This window comes from Nocardia sp. NPDC004722 (assembly GCF_053601505.1).
The window spans coordinates 1,060-18,100 of record NZ_JBSGBY010000026.1 but is presented as its reverse complement, the minus strand read 5'-3'; the positions used below and the strand labels follow the sequence as shown (position 1 = coordinate 18,100).

Here is a 17,041-nt window from a genome sequence, read left to right as displayed (position 1 = left end):
CGGGCGAGAGCGTCCGCGACAGCGTCGCACCACGATGCGAGGCGATGGCCGGGCGCGGGCGGTCGGTGGGCAGGGCCAGCTCGTCGGGCACGCCGCCGAGCACCCGCTGCCAGTAGGCGACCTGCCGGGCCATGATCGAGGACGAATCCTCTTCCGAGCCCAGCACTTCGCGCTGCCAGACGGCGAAGTCGGCGTACTGCACGGCCAGCGGGGCCCAGCCGGGCACCGCGCCCTGGGTGCGGGCGGTGTACGCGACCATCACGTCGCGCGCCAGTGGCGACATGGAGAAGCCGTCACCCGCGATGTGGTGCACGACCACCACCAGCACATGCTCGTAGGCCTTGTCGACGGCAGCGTCCCCTGTCATACCGGCATGCTCCTGGCCGGGATCCACACCGTCCGAGTCGATTCCGTCGACAAGCGCGCCGGATTGACGGAAGTGGGTCACACGGAACAGGCGGGCGCGCAGCGGGACCTGCTCAGCGACGTTGAAGCCGAGCGTCGCGAAGGCCGTGACCGCGGCGGTCAGGTCCGCATCCGCGACCGTGACCGCGCGCAGGTCGAGGGCGATCTCCTGGGCCGGGACGACCACCTGGACCGGCGTGCCGTCGTGCTCGGGGTAGCGGGTGCGCAGCGACTCGTGCCGGCGGATCACGTCCGCGAACGCGAGTTCCAGTGAGGCGGTGTCGAGTTCGCCGGCCAAATGGATGGCCAGCGGCAGGTTGTAAGCCGCGGAGGAGGTGTCGTACTGGTTCAGGAACCACATGCGCTGCTGCGCGAACGACAGCGGCACCACCTCCGGCCCGTCACCCTGCGCCTGTGGTCCGCGGACGCGGGCCACCAGCTTGGCGCGGGACCCACCGTCGGCGCGCGATTCGACACGGGCCGAGAGGGACTCGACGGTGCTCGCCTCGAACAGGGTCCGCACCGCGACCGTGGTGTCCAGGGCGGCGCCGATACGCGACACCACGCGGGTGGCGATGAGCGAGTTGCCGCCCAGATCGAAGAAGTCGTCGTCCAGGCCGACCCGGTCCAGGCCGAGCACGTCGGCGAACACACCGGCGACGGTTTCCTGGATCGGGGTCTCCGGGGCGCGGAAGGCCCGCGCCTGCACGGCCGGGGCCGGGAGCGCGCGACGGTCCAGCTTGCCGTTGACGGTCAACGGGATCCGGTCGAGCACCACGACGGCCGAAGGAACCATGTAGGCCGGTAGCAGTTCGGCGGCACCGTCGCGCACGGCGTCCACGGCGACCGCGGCACCCTCGCCGGGCACCACGTACGCCACGATCCGCTGATCGCCCGGCTGGTCCTCGCGCACGATGACCGCGGCCTGCGTGACACCGTCCTGCGCCAGCACCGCGGACTCGATCTCACCGAGCTCGATGCGGAAGCCGCGCACCTTGACCTGATCGTCGGCACGGCCGAGGTATTCCAGCTCGCCGAAACGGTTCCAGCGCGCCACGTCACCGGAGCGGTACAGGCGCTCGCCCGGGATGCCGAACGGGCTTGCGACGAAACGGGTCGCCGACAGGTCCGGGCGGCCCAGGTAGCCGCGCGCCAATTGCGGTCCGGCCACATACATTTCACCCGCGACACCTACCGGCACCGGGTGCAGGCGATCGTCGAGGACATACACCCGCAGGCCCGCGATGGCCCGGCCGACCACCGACCCGGTGGCGGCGGCGATGGTGTCGGCATCGAGCACCCGCACCGACACGTGCACGGTCGTCTCGGTGATGCCGTACATGTTGACCAGGTACGGGGTCGAATCCCCGTGGCGGGCAACCCAATCCGACAGACGCCGCAGCTCGAGCGCCTCGCCGCCGAAGATCACGTAGCGCAGCGCCAACGGCTCGTCGCTCGCGGAGATCCGGTCGGCCTCGGCGAGCTGGTAGAACGCCGACGGGGTCTGGTTGAGCACCGTGACCCGTTCGCGGCGCAGCAGTTCCAGGAACTGCTCGGGCGAACGGGACACGTAGTAGTCGACGACCACGAGCTTGCCGCCGTAGAGCAGCGGGCCCCACAGCTCCCACACCGAGAAGTCGAAGGCGTAGGAGTGGAACAGCGTCCACACGTCCTCGGGCCCGAAACCGAACTCGCGATCGGTGTTGGCCATCAGCCGCACCACGTTGCGGTGCGCCACGGCCACACCCTTGGGGCGGCCGGTCGAACCGGAGGTGTAGATGACGTAGGCGACGTGATCCGGGCGCAGCGGGCTGCGCCGATCGGCGTCGGTGACGGGCGCGTCCGCCGCGTCCTCGATGTCACCGGCTTCGAGCGAGAACCCGTCCAGCAGCACCTTGTTCAGGTCGTGCGGCAACTCGACCTGCACGGTCGAATCGGTGATCACGCTGGTCGGCTTGGCATCCGAGAGCACGTAGGCGATGCGGTCGGCCGGGTTGGTCGGATCCATCGGCACGTAGCCCGCACCGGTCTTGATCACGGCCAGCAGCGCCACGACCAGGTCCGCCGAACGCGGCAGCAGCACCGCGACCAGCGATTCCGGTCCCGCGCCCTCGGCGATCAGCCTGCGCGCCAGCACGTTCGCGCGCCGGTCCAGCTCGAAGTAGCTGAGCTCCTCCTCGCCGAAACGCACGGCAATCCGCTCAAGATTGCTCACCACGACGAGGTCGAACAGGCTCGACAGAGTCGCATCGGAGTTCGCGAGCGGGCTCATGACAGCAGTCAGCAGGTTAGCCGTCCGCTCGGCGGACGTGCCCAGCAAGGCCAGTACGTCGGACTCCGTTGCGTTCGCGATGTCTTCCTCGACCGCCGACCCCGACTCGGTGACCGCAGCGTGTGCGGCATGAGCGAGCAGCTGCAGGTCCTCGCCCGCGGAGACCCAGCGCTCGGTCACGTCGTGGCGTTCGTCCTCGCCGAGCAGGTCGATATCGCCGATCAGCGCGGCCGGGTCCTCGGCGACCGTGCGCAGGATGCGCACCAGGCGGTCGGCGAAGGAGGCCACGGTCTCGGCATCGAACAGATCCGTGGCGTAGTTCCACGACAAGCCCAGCGAGCCGTCCGCGCGCTCGCTCACGGTGAGCTGCACATCGAACTTGGCGGTGCCCGGATCGAATTCGACGACCTCGAGCTCCAGGCCCGGCAGCGACACGTTCTGCGCGTCCTTGGCGCTGGCGGCCTCGAAGGTCAAAGCCACCTGGAACAGCGGATGGTGCGCCTGCGAGCGGACCGGGCTGAGCACGTCGACCAGCCGCTCGAACGGCACGTCGGCGTGCGCGAACGCGGCCAGGTCGGTGCGGCGCACCTGCGCGAGCAGGTCGCGGAACGCGGCGTCCGGCTTGACCTCGCTGCGCAGCACCAGGGTATTGACGAACATGCCGACCAGGTCATCCACGGCGCGCTCGCCACGACCCGCGATCGGGGTGCCGATGGCGATATCCGTGGCGCGCGACAGACGCGACGCCCACGTGGCCAGCGCGGCGTGCACCAGCATGAACAGGGTGACGTCGTGCTCACGCGCCACGCCGGTCAGAGCGCGGTGCAACTCGGCGTCGATCGAGAAGTCATGCGTGCCACCGGCATTGGTGGCGACCTCCGGACGCGGACGGTCGGCAGGCAGCTCGATCTGCTCGGGCAGATCCGCCAGCTGGGCAGTCCAATAGGCGATCTGCGCGGCGGCAAGGGACTCGGCATCGTTTTCCGCGCCGAGGATCTCACGCTGCCACAGCGTGTAGTCGGCGTACTGCACCGGCAGCGGCGACCAGGCCGGAGCCTCACCCTCGGCCCGGGACAGGTAGGCGGCCACCACATCCCGCAGCAACGCCCTGAGCGAGAAGCCGTCGGCGCTGATGTGATGCAGCACCAGCACGACGACATGTTCGTCCGTTCCCAGGTTCAATACCGTGACACGGAACGGTACCTCGCGGGTGACGTCGAAGTGGACGCTCGCTAGCCCGATGACCCGTGCGATCAGTTCTTGGGCGCTCACCGTCTCCGAGCGCACTTCGAACCCGACCTCGGCGGGCGAAAGGATGCGCTGGTAGCCGTCGCCTTCGACCTCGGGGTAGACCGTCCGAAGCGATTCGTGGCGAGCCAGCACGTCGCCGATGGCGGCGGTGAACGCGTCCAGATCCATTGTGCCGGTCAGCTTCAGCGCCACCGGGATGTTGTTGAGCGCGGTGCGGTTGTCGAAACGGTTGAGGAACCACATGCGCTGCTGCGCGAGCGACAGCGGCACCAGCTCGGGACGCTCCTGCGCGACCAGGGCCGCACGGGCACCGGTCCCCGCTCGAGCCTCCAGCTGCGCGGCCAGCGAAACCACCGTGGTCGCCTCGAACAACGTGCGCAGCGGGATATCGGCGTCGAGGGCCGCCGACAGGCGGGCGACCACCTGCGTGGCGATCAACGAGTTGCCACCGAGAGAGAAGAAGTCGTCGTCCAGACCCACCCGGTCCAAGCCGAGCACGTCGGCGACGGTGCCGGCGACGGTCTGCTGCACCGGCGTCTCCGGGGCACGGAAAGCCCGGACCGCGAAGGTCGGCACGGGCAGCTGTTTACGGTCCAGCTTGCCCGACACATTCAGTGGGAAGGCATCCAGCACCATGAACGCGGCAGGCACCATGTATGCCGGAAGTTGTTCGGCGACAGCGTCACGCACGGCGTCGACATCGAGCCCGCCGTCGGCGACCAGGTAGGCGACCAGCTGATCGCCGGTGCGCTCGTCGTGACGGACCACGACGACCGATTGCGCGACCGACGGCAGTGCGGTGAGCGCCGCCTCGATCTCGCCGAGCTCGATACGCAGACCACGCAGTTTGACCTGGAAGTCGGTGCGACCCAGGTAGGTCAGCTCACCTGCCCCGGTCCAGGTGACCAGGTCGCCGGTGCGATACATGCGCTCGCCGTCGGCGAACGGGTTGGCCACGAAGCGATCCGCGGTCAGGTCGGGCCGGGCCACGTAGCCGGTGGCGAGCTGATCGCCCGCCAGGTACAGCTCACCCGCGACACCCGCCGGCACCGGCCTCAGCCGCGAATCCAGCACGTAAGCCCACGTATTGAAGTGCGGGGCACCGATCGGCACCGACGTCACGTCGGCATCGGTGACCTCGTGATAGGTCACATCGATCGTCGTTTCCGTCGGGCCGTACATGTTGTATAACCGCGCGCCTGTCAACGCACGGAACTGCTGGGCGGCCGAAGCCGGAAGAGCCTCGCCGCCGGCGAATACCAGGCGCAGGGATCGAGTCTCCGGCGTCTGGCCCACGGTGAGGTACTGCTGCAGCATCGACGGCACGAACTGCGTGACGGTGACCCCTTCGGCGGCGATCAAACGTGCCAGGTACACCGGATCCCGATGTCCATCGGGCTTGGCGACGACCATCCGCGCGCCAACCTGCAACGGCCAGAAAAACTCACCCAGCGACGCATCGAAACTCACGGGCGTCTTCTGCAGCATCACATCGTCAGCGGCGAGCCCGAACTGAGCGTTCATCCACACCAATTGATTCACGATGGCCCGATGGCTCACCGCCACACCCTTGGGACGCCCCGTCGAACCGGAAGTGAAGATCATGTAGGCGGTGTTGGCCGCACGGAGCGACGCCGCCCGGTCGGCATCGGTCACCACAGCCCCGGAACGATCCGACAGATCCAGCTCATCGATCCGAACCAGGGGCCAATCGACATCGTCGAGGCCGGACGCGGAAGTCAGCACACAGATCGGTCGGGCCGTCTCGAGAACGTATCGGATGCGCTCGGCCGGATGTTCGGGATCCAAGGGCACGAACACGCCACCCGCGACGCTGATCGCATACATACCGACCACAAGCTCGATAGACCGATGCATGCTCAGCACCACCGCGGTCTCGGGCCCGACACCCGCCGCGATCAGCCAACGTGCGAGTCTGCGCACCCGATCCGCGAACTCGGCGTAGGACAGACTTGTCCCCTCGTAGGTGATAGCCGTCGCTTCGGGAGTCAGGGCGACCTGCGCCTCGAACAACGACCCCAATGTCGCGCCCGAATCCTCGGACACCGTGGGCAATACCGTGTCGATCGGGTACTTGGTCTCGTTCCAGACCTCGAGAACCAACGCCAGCTCGGCGTCGGCCATCAGCGGCAGATCGCCCACGCACACAGCCGGATCCGCGCCGACCGCAGCCAGCAGACGCAGGAACCGCTGTGCGAACGTCTCCGCGAAACGGGTATCGAAAAGATCAGTGGCGAACACCAATTCGGCAGCCATGCCCGCGCCGCCGCGATCCATCAGCGACAGCTGTAGATCGAATTTCGCGGTCTGATAGTCCATCTCGACTTCACTGACCGTCAGATCGGGCAAGGTCAGCTCGGTGTGGCCCACGTTCTGGAACGACAGCATCACCTGGAACAGCGGATGGCGGCCTTGCGATCGCACCGGGTTGATCATCTCGACCACTCGCTCGAACGGCACGTCGGCGTGCGCGAAAGCACCCAGATCCCGGGCGCGCACCTGCGCCAGCAGAGCGGTGAACCGCTCCCCCAGATCGACGGTCGTCCGCAACACCAATGTGTTGACGAACATGCCGACCAGATCGTCGAGAGCCTGCTCACCACGACCGGCGATCGGCGTTCCCACCGCGATGTCCGCTGTACCACTCAACCGCGACAGCAGCACCGCGAAAGCGGTCTGCACCACCATGAACAGGGTCGCGCCCTCCCTCTGCGCGACCTCGTTCAGGACATCGATCGTCTCGCCGGGCACTCGGAACCGCAGCAAGCCCGCACGATTGGACGCGACGGCCGGACGCGGCCGCAGCGATAGCCGCAGCTCGTCCGGCATTCCGGCCAACGCACCTCGCCAATAGTCGAGCTGCTGGGAAATCAGCGAAAGCTCATCGCTTTCCGATCCGAGTACCCGTCGCTGCCACAACGTGTAATCGATGTACTGGACCTCGAGCGGCGCCCAACCCGGCTCGACACCCATCACCGCGGCGGCATAGCCGGCAACCAGATCACGCACCAGCGGCCGGATCGAGAAGCCGTCAACCGCGATGTGATGAGCCGACAGCACCAACACATGCTCGGAGGAATCCAGACGCAGCAGGCGCAGCCGAGCCGGCAACTCACTCGTCACGTCGAAGCCACGACCAACGAACTCGGCTACCACGCCGGACAATTCGCCTTCGGTCACGTCGAGCACGTCCAGCTCCGGCACGGCCCGCCCGGTCGGCAGCACCTTCTGGTAGGCGACGCCCTCGTGCGAGGGGTAGATGGTCCGCAGCGACTCGTGGCGCGCGATCACATCCGCGATCGCGCCGCGCATGGCGTCGAGATCCAGTGCGCCCGTGAGCCGTACGGCCGCCGGGATATTGTTCGCGGCCGACTCCGGGTCGAACCGGTTGAGGAACCACATGCGCTGCTGCGCGAGCGACAGCGGCGGGTACTCCGGCCGCGGCCGCACGGTGAGCGCCTGGCGCACACCGGTTCCCGCGTGCGACTCCACCCGCGCGGCCAGCGACGCCACGGTCGGGGCCTCGAACAGCGCGCGCACGCCGATCTCGGCGCTCAGCGCCGCCGACAGCCGCGCCACGACCTGGGTGGCGACCAGCGAGTTGCCGCCCAGCTCGAAGAAGTCGTCGTCCACGCCGACGCGCTCGACGCCGAGCAGATCGGCGAAGATCTGCGCGATGATCTCCTCGATCGGCGTCGCGGGGGCCCGGAAACGCTTGGCCTCGAACACCGGAGCGGGCAGCGCCCGGCGATCCAGCTTGCCGGAGGCGTTGACCGGGAAGGCGTCGAGCACCACGATCGCGGCGGGCACCATGTAGCCCGGCAGCGAAGAGCCGAGTCCGGTCTTGATGACATCCGGATCCGGAGCGATCTCGGGATCACGGGCCACATAGCCGACCAGCTGATCACCGGCATTGGGGTCGTGATGCACCACCACCACCGCCTGCGCGACACCCGGCTGCGTCAGCAGCGCCGCCTCGATCTCGCCCAGCTCGATGCGCTGACCGCGCAGCTTCACCTGGAAGTCGGTGCGGCCCAGGTAGTTCACCTCACCGTCGGCAGTCCAAGCGACCAGGTCGCCGGTACGGTACATGCGCGAACCGGGCGCGCCATACGGGTTGGCGATGAAGCGGTCCGCCGACAGCTCCGGGCGATCCAGATAGCCGCGAGCCAGCTGCACACCCGCCAGATACAGCTCACCCGCCACCCCCGGCGCTACCGGGTGCAACCGTGCGTCCAGGACTAGAGCCTGGGTGTTCCACACCGGGCGGCCGATGGGCACGGACACCGTATCAGAGTCGACGACCTCGTGGTGGGTCACTTCGACCGCGGTCTCGGTGGGGCCGTACAGGTTGTGCAGCTCCGCGCCCGTCAGCTCCTTGAGCCGCTGCGCGATCGGCGCGGGCAATGCTTCGCCGGAGGCGAAGACACGCTTCAACGTCATGGTCGCGGCCTCGGACTCGCCGATCGTCGTCACGAAGACCGACATCATGGACGGCACGAAGTGCGCGGTGGTGATGCCCTCCGAGGTGATCAAGCGGGCCAGATACAGCGGATCGCGATGCCCGTCGGGCTTGGCCACCACCAGGCGCGCGCCCACCTGCAGGGGCCAGAAGAACTCCCACACCGACACGTCGAAGGTCGCCGGAGTCTTCTGCAGCACAACATCGTCTGTACCGATCGGGTAGCTGTGCTGACCCCATCGCAGCCGGTTCATGATCGAACGATGTTCCACCGCGACACCCTTGGGGCGGCCGGTGGATCCGGACGTGAAGATCACGTAGGCGCAGTGTGCGGGCAGCACCGGCCCGCCGCGCTCAGCATCGGTGATCGGCGTGTCCGCGTACGCTTCGAGATCGAGGGTATCGATCTCGAGCACCGGCACATCGCGGACGGTGACGAAGTCGTCGCGACCGGTGGTCAGGATCGCGACCGGGCGCGCGGTGTCGAGAACGTAGTCGATGCGCTCCCCTGGCTGGTCAGGGTCCAACGGCACGTACGCGCCACCGGCAGCCAGGATGGCGTACATGCCCACCACCAGATCGGTGGAGCGCCGAATTGCCAGTGCGACAAGGGTTTCTGCTCCTACGCCCTGGGTGATGAGCTTGCGGGCAAGCCGGTACACGCGTCCGGCGAACTCGCCGTAGGACAGAGTTGTCCCCTCGAATGTCAGCGCGGGTGTGTCGGGCCTGGTCGACGCCTGCTGCTCGAACAGCGACAGCAGCGTGTCGGTGGCACCCGCGGGCAGCGTGGACGCCACATCGAACGCGGTGTCGTTCCACGAATCCAGCACCCGCGAGCGCTCATCGGCGACCAGCAGGTCGATATCCCCGAGCGGCAGCTCCGGATTCGCCACCACGGCGGCCAGGATCAGATCCAGCCGGTGCGCGAACGCCTCGATGGTCGGCTCGTCGAAAAGATCCAGCGCGTAGGAGATCTCGGCGGACATGCCCGCGTTCTCCCCGCGGTCGTCCTGCGCCTCCTGCAAGGTCAGTTGCAGGTCGAACTTCGCCAGCCGCGCGTCGTAGTCGATGCCATTGACCGACAACCCGGGCAGCTCCAAGCTGGCCTGCCGAGTGTTCTGGAAGGTCAGCATCACCTGGAACAACGGGTGCCGCGCCTGCGAACGCGACGGGTTGAGCACCTCGACCAACCGCTCGAACGGCACATCCGCGTGCGCGAACGCATGCAGGTCGGCGTCACGCGAACGCGCCAGCAGATCGGCGAAGGTCTCGTTGCCGTCCACCTCGGTGCGCAGCACCAGGGTGTTGACGAACATGCCGATCAGATCGTCCAGCGCGGCCTCACCACGACCGTGCACCGGGGTACCGATCGCGATATCCGACGTCCCCGACAACCGCGCCAGCAACACCGCCAACGCGGAATGCATGACCATGAACAGCGACGCATTGTGGCGACGGCCCAGATCCACCAGCGCCTGCTGGGTTTCCGCCGAGATGGCGAACGGGTAGGTGCCACCCTGATAGCTGGCCACGGCCGGACGCGCCCGGTCGGCGGGCAGCACCAGCTCGTCGGGCAGATCGGCCAGAGCGTCGGTCCAGTAGCGGATCTGCTTGGCGATCAACGACTCCGGGTCTTCCTCGGAGCCGAGGACCTCACGCTGCCACAGCGCGTAGTCGGCGTACTGCACCGGCAGTTCCGCCCACGCCGGAGCCTCCCACGAGGTACGCGCCGCGTAGGCCACCATGACGTCGCGGGCCAGCGGACCCATCGACCAGCCGTCGGCACTGATGTGATGCACCACCATGCCGAGGATGTACTCGGTCTCACTGAGCTCGAAAAGCGCAGCGTGCAAGGGCACTTCATCGGTCACGTCGAACGCCATCGTGGCCAGCTCGACCAGGTGATCGATGAGATTGGCGTCGGTGACCGGCACCGGCGTCAGATCCGGCACGATCTGCGCGGCGTCCAGCACCCGCTGCACCGGGCCGTGCACGGTCTCCGGGAACACCGTGCGCAACGACTCGTGACGGTCGATCACGTCGATCACAGCGACCTGCAGGGCCGCGATATCCAGCTCACCCGACAGCCGGATGGCCACCGGGATGTTGTACACGGCCGAAGCGGTGTCGAAGCGGTTGAGGAACCACATGCGCTGCTGCGCAAGCGACAACGGCACCTCGTTCGTGCGCTCCCGCCTCACCAACGCGCTTCTGGCGCCCTCGCCGACATGCGATTCGATCCGGCCTGCCAATGCCGAGACGGTGCCGGTGTCGAAGAGCATCCGGACCGGGACACGGGTGTCGAGCGCGGCCCCGAGCCGTGAGGCGACCTGGGTGGCGATCAGCGAGTTGCCGCCCAGCTCGAAGAAGTCGTCGTCCACGCCGACGCGCGCGATGCCGAGCACCTCGCCGAAGATCTGGGCGACGATCTCCTCGATCGGCGTTGTCGGAGCACGAAATGCGCGAACCTCGAGAGCCGGGGCAGGCAATGCCTGACGGTCGAGCTTTCCAGAGGCATTGAGCGGCAACGCATCCAGCACCATCAACGTCGACGGCACCATATATGCCGGCAGTAGGTATTGCAGTGAAGCCCTGATACTGCCGGTATCCACCGGACCGGCAGTGACCACATAACCCACCAGTTGATCGCCAGCCACCGAGTCGACGACCGCCACCACGGCCTGACGGACCGCTTCGTGTGCCAGCAGCGCGGACTCGATCTCACCGAGTTCGATGCGCTGACCACGGAACTTCACCTGAAAGTCCGTGCGGCCGATATAGTCGAGCACCCCGGTCTCGCTCTCGGGGTGCTCGATCCAGCGCACCAGGTCACCGGTGCGATACAGCCGACTACCCGGCGCGCCGAAAGGATTGGCCACGAATCGATCCGCGGTCAGATCTGCGCGGCCCTGATAGCCACGCGACAGCTGAGCACCCGCCAGATACAGCTCGCCGCGCACCCCGGCCGGCACCGGCCGCATCCCCTGATCCAACACATAGGCCTGTGCGTTCCAGACTGGCCGACCGATCGGAACGATCGCCGGGGAAGCCTGATCGATCCGCCACGACGTAGCGTTGACCGTGTACTCGGTCGGTCCGTAGAGGTTGACCACCGTCGCGGTGGAAATCCGCCGGAAACTGCTCACGATGGCCGGCGACAGCACCTCGCCACCGACGAAGATCGCCCGCAGCGACACGCATTCCGCCGCCGAGGCATTGGTTGCGAACACCGACAACAGCGATGGCACGAACGAGGTCACCGTGACCCGATAGCGACCGATGACCTCGGCCTGGTAGAGAGCGTCGCGATGGCCGTCCGGCTCGGCGATGACCGTCCGGGCGCCGACCATCAAGGGGGCGAACAACTCCCAGACCGACGCGTCGAAGGTGAACGGCGTCTTGTGTAGCGCGATGTCGGTGTCGTCCAGCCCCGATTCGGCGATCTTCCACATCATCTGGTTCACCAGCGCGGCGTGGCTGACCGCGACCCCCTTGGGGCGGCCGGTCGAACCGGAGGTGAAGAGCACGTAGGCGGTATTCTCCGGACGCACGATGCCGAGCAGCTCGGCAGGTTCCACCGGAGCGTCGGAGTAACCGGCCCAGTCGGCGTCGTCGATGAAAACCGAAGGGCAGAGACCTGTTTCGATGCCCTCGACCCGGGTGGTCAAGACGCACACCGAATTCGAGCTGCGCAGCACGTAGTCGATGCGGTCGCCGGGATGATCCGGATCAAGTGGCACATAGCCGCCGCCCGCGGTCATCACGGCGTAGATCGCGACCAGGGTGTCGATCGAGCGGCGGATACCCACTGCCACTGTTGTCTCGGGTCCTACGCCGGAGTCGATCAGCATGCGCGCCAGTCGATTCACCCGGGAAGCGAACTCGGCGTAGGTCAGCTCGGTCACCGAACCCGGATCGACGGTACCGCTCGAATCGAAGGTCAGTGCGATGGCGTGCGGCCGGGTGCGCGCCTGAGCGGTGAAACGCTCCAGCACCGTCGCCATCGCCGGTACCGCGTGCTCGGTGCGATTCCAGCGCCCGAGCATCGTGGACCACTCCACCGCTTCCAAGATGTCGATATCGCGCACCAGCGCGTCGGGTTCGTCGACGACACTCTCCAGCACCGATAGATATCGGCGGCCGAACGCGCCAACCGTGGCGGCGTCGAACAGATCGGTGGCGTAAGAGACCACCACCGATACACCCGTCGGCTCGCCCGCGCTGCCACGCTGCTCTGTCAGTGTCCACACCAGGTCGAACTTGGCTATGTCCACGTCGAGTTCGTGCGCCCGCACCGACAACGCCGTCGATGCCGAGGATCCGGCAAGCTCCAACTGCCCGTGGGGCATCTCCTGGAACGACAGCATCACCTGGAACAGCGGATGCCGCGCCTGTGAGCGGGTCGGGTTGATGACCTCGACCAGGCGCTCGAAGGGGACATCGGCGTTGGCGAAGGCACCTAGATCGGTTTCCCTGATCTGGGAAAGGAGGTCGCTGAACCGTTGATTACCATCGACATGCGAGCGCAACACCAGGGTGTTGACGAACATGCCGACCAGGTCGTCGAGCGCCTGTTCGCCACGACCGGCAACGGGGGTACCGATTGCGATGTCGGAGGTCCCCGACAACCGGGCCAACAGCACCGCAAGCGCGGAGTGCATGACCATGAACAACGAGACACCGTGGGCACGTGCCAGTCCGGCCAGCCGCGCATGCCGCTCGGCGGGAATAGTGAAGGCGACACGACTGCCCCGGAAGCTCTGCACCGGCGGGCGCGGGCGGTCGGCAGGCAGATCCACCCGGTCCGGCAGACCCGCCAAAGCGCTACGCCAGTAGGCGATTTGGCGTGCGGACATCGAATCGACGTCGGACTCCGAACCCAGCAGCTCCCGCTGCCAGATGCTGAAATCCCGGTACTGCACCGGCAACGGCGCCCACTGCGGCGCGACACCCTCGGCTCGAGCCATGTAGGCGACCACGATGTCGCGAGTGAGTGGTCCGAACGAGTAACCGTCCGCAGCGATGTGGTGCACCACCACCGCTACGGCATGTTCCGGCACCCCGATCGCGCTGTCGGCGATGCGGAACACCCGAACGCGGAAGGGCAGCTCATAGGTCACATCGAAGCCGCGTCCGGCGAACTCCCGCAGGGCAGCAGCGAGTTGCTCCTCCTGGATGTCCTCGACCTCGGCAGCAATCGCAACCTGATCGATCGGCATCACCATCTGGCAGGCACTGTCATCGAACTCGGGGAAGATCGTACGCAACGACTCCTGCCGCTCGATCACGTCGAGCAATGCCGCAGTCAACGCGTCGATGTCGACGTCACCGCTCATCCGCACCACGAACGGCAGGTTGTAGGCCGGCAGTGTGGGATCGAACCGGTTGAGGAACCACATGCGCTGCTGCGCCGGCGACAAAGGCACATGCTGCGGGCGGGGCTGCGCGACCAACTGTGGGCGGGACGCGTCGAGGGCGGTCGCGGATTCGGCGCGGGCGGCGAGTCCCGCCGCGGTCGGGGCCTCGAACAGTGCCCGCACACCCAACTGCACGTTGAGCGCCGCCGAAACCCGCGACACCACCTGGGTCGCCACCAGAGAGTTGCCGCCCAGGTCGAAGAAGCTGTCGTTGACGCCGACCCGCTCCCGGTCCAGCACATCGGCAAAAATGCCGGCCACAACGTGTTCGGTCTGGGTGCGCGGGGCCCGGTAATCGAGGGCATCCGCGCCGAACACCGGCTCCGGCAGTGCCTTTCGATCCAGTTTGCCGGAGGTGTTGAGCGGCAACGCGTCCAACACCATGATCGACGAGGGGACCATGTAGGCGGGCACATCCGTCGCGGCGAAACGCGTCAGCACGAGCGGCTCGACCGAGTGCCCTTGTGCGGCAACGACATAGGCGACCAGGTGCTGACCGGTCATACTGTCGGCGACTACCACCACGGCCTGATTCACCGTCGGGTGCGCCAGCAACACGCTCTCGATCTCGCCCAGCTCGATGCGTTGACCGCGGAACTTGACTTGGAAATCGGTGCGGCCGAGATAGTCGAGCGCACCGGACTCGTTCCAGCGCACCAGATCACCCGTGCGATACATCCGTGTCCCGGCGGCGGAGAACGGGTTGGCGACGAAACGATCGGCGGTCAGGTCCGGGCGACCGAGATAGCCGCGTGCGAGCTGACGTCCTGCCAGGTACAACTCGCCGGTCATACCGATCGCGACCGGACGCAGCCGCGCATCCAGCACAAAGACTCCGACATTCCATTCCGGCGCACCGATGGGCACGGTGACCGTATCGGTGGAGGTGGCCTCCCAGGAGGTCACCGAGACTGCGGCTTCGGTAGGGCCGTAGAGATTGTGCAGACCGGCACCCGAGATCGCCCGGAACCCGGCGGCGGTCTCCGGCGGCAACGCCTCACCGATCACGAAAACCGCCCGCAGTGACGAGCACTGAGCGGCGGTGGCTTGTCCGACGAATACCGTCAACATCGACGGGACGAAGTCGGTGATCGTAACCTCGTGGCGTCCGATCATCTCGGCGATGTAGAGCGGATCGCGGTGCCCGTCGGGGCTCGCCAGCACCAGTTCGGCTCCGACCAGCAAGGGCAGGAAGTAGCCCCACAACGAAACGTCGAAGGTCGTGGCGGTTTTCTGCAGGTAGACATCGGCGCTGGTCAGCTGGTACTCGTTAACCATCCACAGCTGCTGGTTGACGATGGCACGATGGGTGACGGCGACGCCCTTGGGTCGGCCTGTCGACCCGGAGGTGTAGATGACATACGCGGTGTTGTCCGGGTTCAGCGGTGCCAGCCGATCACCGTCGGCGATCGGCTGGGCGGAGAAAACCGACGTGTCGAGCGTGTCGATCTGCACCCGACGCATCGTTTCGGGCAACACCAAGGCGTCCGCCGAGGTCGTGAGAACGCATACCGGGGCAGCTGATTCGAGAACATAGGCGGTGCGTTCCGCCGGATGGTCGGGATCGATCGGAACATAGGCGCCACCGGCCTTCAGCACCGCGTGCATCCCGATCACCAGCTCGACAGAGCGCCGCATCCCCAGCGCCACCAGTGATTCCGGAGCCACACCCTCGGCGATCAGATAGCGTGCAAGCCGATTGACCCGAGCATCGAATTCGGCATAGGTGAGGACCTCGCCGTCGAACTCGAGCGCGACATTCTCAGGGGTAAGCGCCGCCTGCGCATCCAGCAGCATCGGTAGCGTGGTGTCCGGCACCTCGTGCCCGGCATCGTTCCACGCACCCAACGTCCGATCCAACTCCACCGCGGTGGTGATCGGAAGGCTCCATACCGGGTGCTCCATGTCCGCGCGGACGAAGCGATCGAAGAACTCCAGAAATCGCGAATGATGCTGGTGCGCTTCGGTATCGGAGTAGAGATTCGGATTCGTCTCGAAGTCTATATGAGTTCGCTGTCCACCCATCGACTCATAGACGTTGACCGCCAGATCCGCGATCGCGCCTGTGGACAGCACATGCATCCGACCGGTCAGCGGACCCAGAACTACCTCGTCGTGGAACAACATGATGTTGACCCACGGGCCGAAGAACTCGGTGGTGACCGCACCACCGTCCGCGCTGTCTCGGCGGATGTCCTCGTGCCGGTAACGCTGATGACGCAGCGCGCCTGACACCTCGACACGCACCGACTGCAGCAAGTCCGCGATGGTGGTGCTCGAGCCCACACGTATGCGAAGCGGCACGATATTCGAGCTGACACCGCCTGCACGGCGCATGGCCGCCGTGGTCCGGGCGGTTACCGGCAGACTGAGAATGACGTCCTCGCTACCCGTCCACTGCGCCAAATAGGTGGCGAACGCCGCGATCACCAGAACGGCCGGCGAAGTGTCGTATTCCTTCACCACGCCGTCGAGCACCACCGACTGGGCATCCGACAGCGCAGCGGAGTTCACCCTGTTCGACGATGCGGGCGCGGCGCTACGGCCGACGAGACTGACGCCCTCCTCCAAACCCGAGACCCGCTGCGCCCAATGCTCTTTGTCGGCATGGAAACGGGAACTGCCCCGGTAGGCGAACTCGGACTCGACCAGCTCTTCGAGACCCGGCACCTGTCGTGGGCTCGGTTTCGCACCCTGAACACGCGCGGTATAGATCTCCGCGGTGCGATTGAGGTAGGACATTGCGCTGAACCCGTCCAGCGCAATGTGATGGGCCCGCATGTACAAGAAGCAGCGATCGTCGGCCAACTGTAGGACAGCGACCCGTATCAGCCGATCCGTGACCAAGTTGATCGGACGGCCGTACTCGGCGCGCATCCATTCGTGCGCCGCGGCTTCCGCATCGTCTCGATCTCTCAGGTCGACATAGACGACCTTGTCGTGGTCGGCGATGGTGTAATCGACATACTGCCAAGGCTCACCGTCACGTTCGACTATCCGCAGGAACCCGGAACCGAACTCCCGGGAAGCGTTTGCACACGCGTCGTGCAGCACCGCGCGATCGAGCATCCCCGGCAGATCCACGTATTGAGCGATGGTGATCGGCACCGTGGGATCCAGATGCTGGGCATACCAAATACCCAGCTGCGCCGGAGACAGTGGGAAGTAGCGCTCCCCCCACTCGCCGTTCCCGCCCAGATCCAGCTGCTCCAT

1 protein-coding gene (cut by a window edge) is annotated in these 17,041 nt (G+C 66.6%); it reads right to left on the bottom strand.

What is annotated here, in order from left to right; translation table 11 throughout:
- Nucleotides 1-17,041, bottom strand: part of the annotated coding region (locus ACWELQ_RS05315) for a non-ribosomal peptide synthase/polyketide synthase (RefSeq protein ID WP_452395786.1) (this coding region is incomplete at its 3' end). The annotated region extends 11,026 nt beyond the left edge of the window; 17,041 of its 28,067 annotated nt are in view.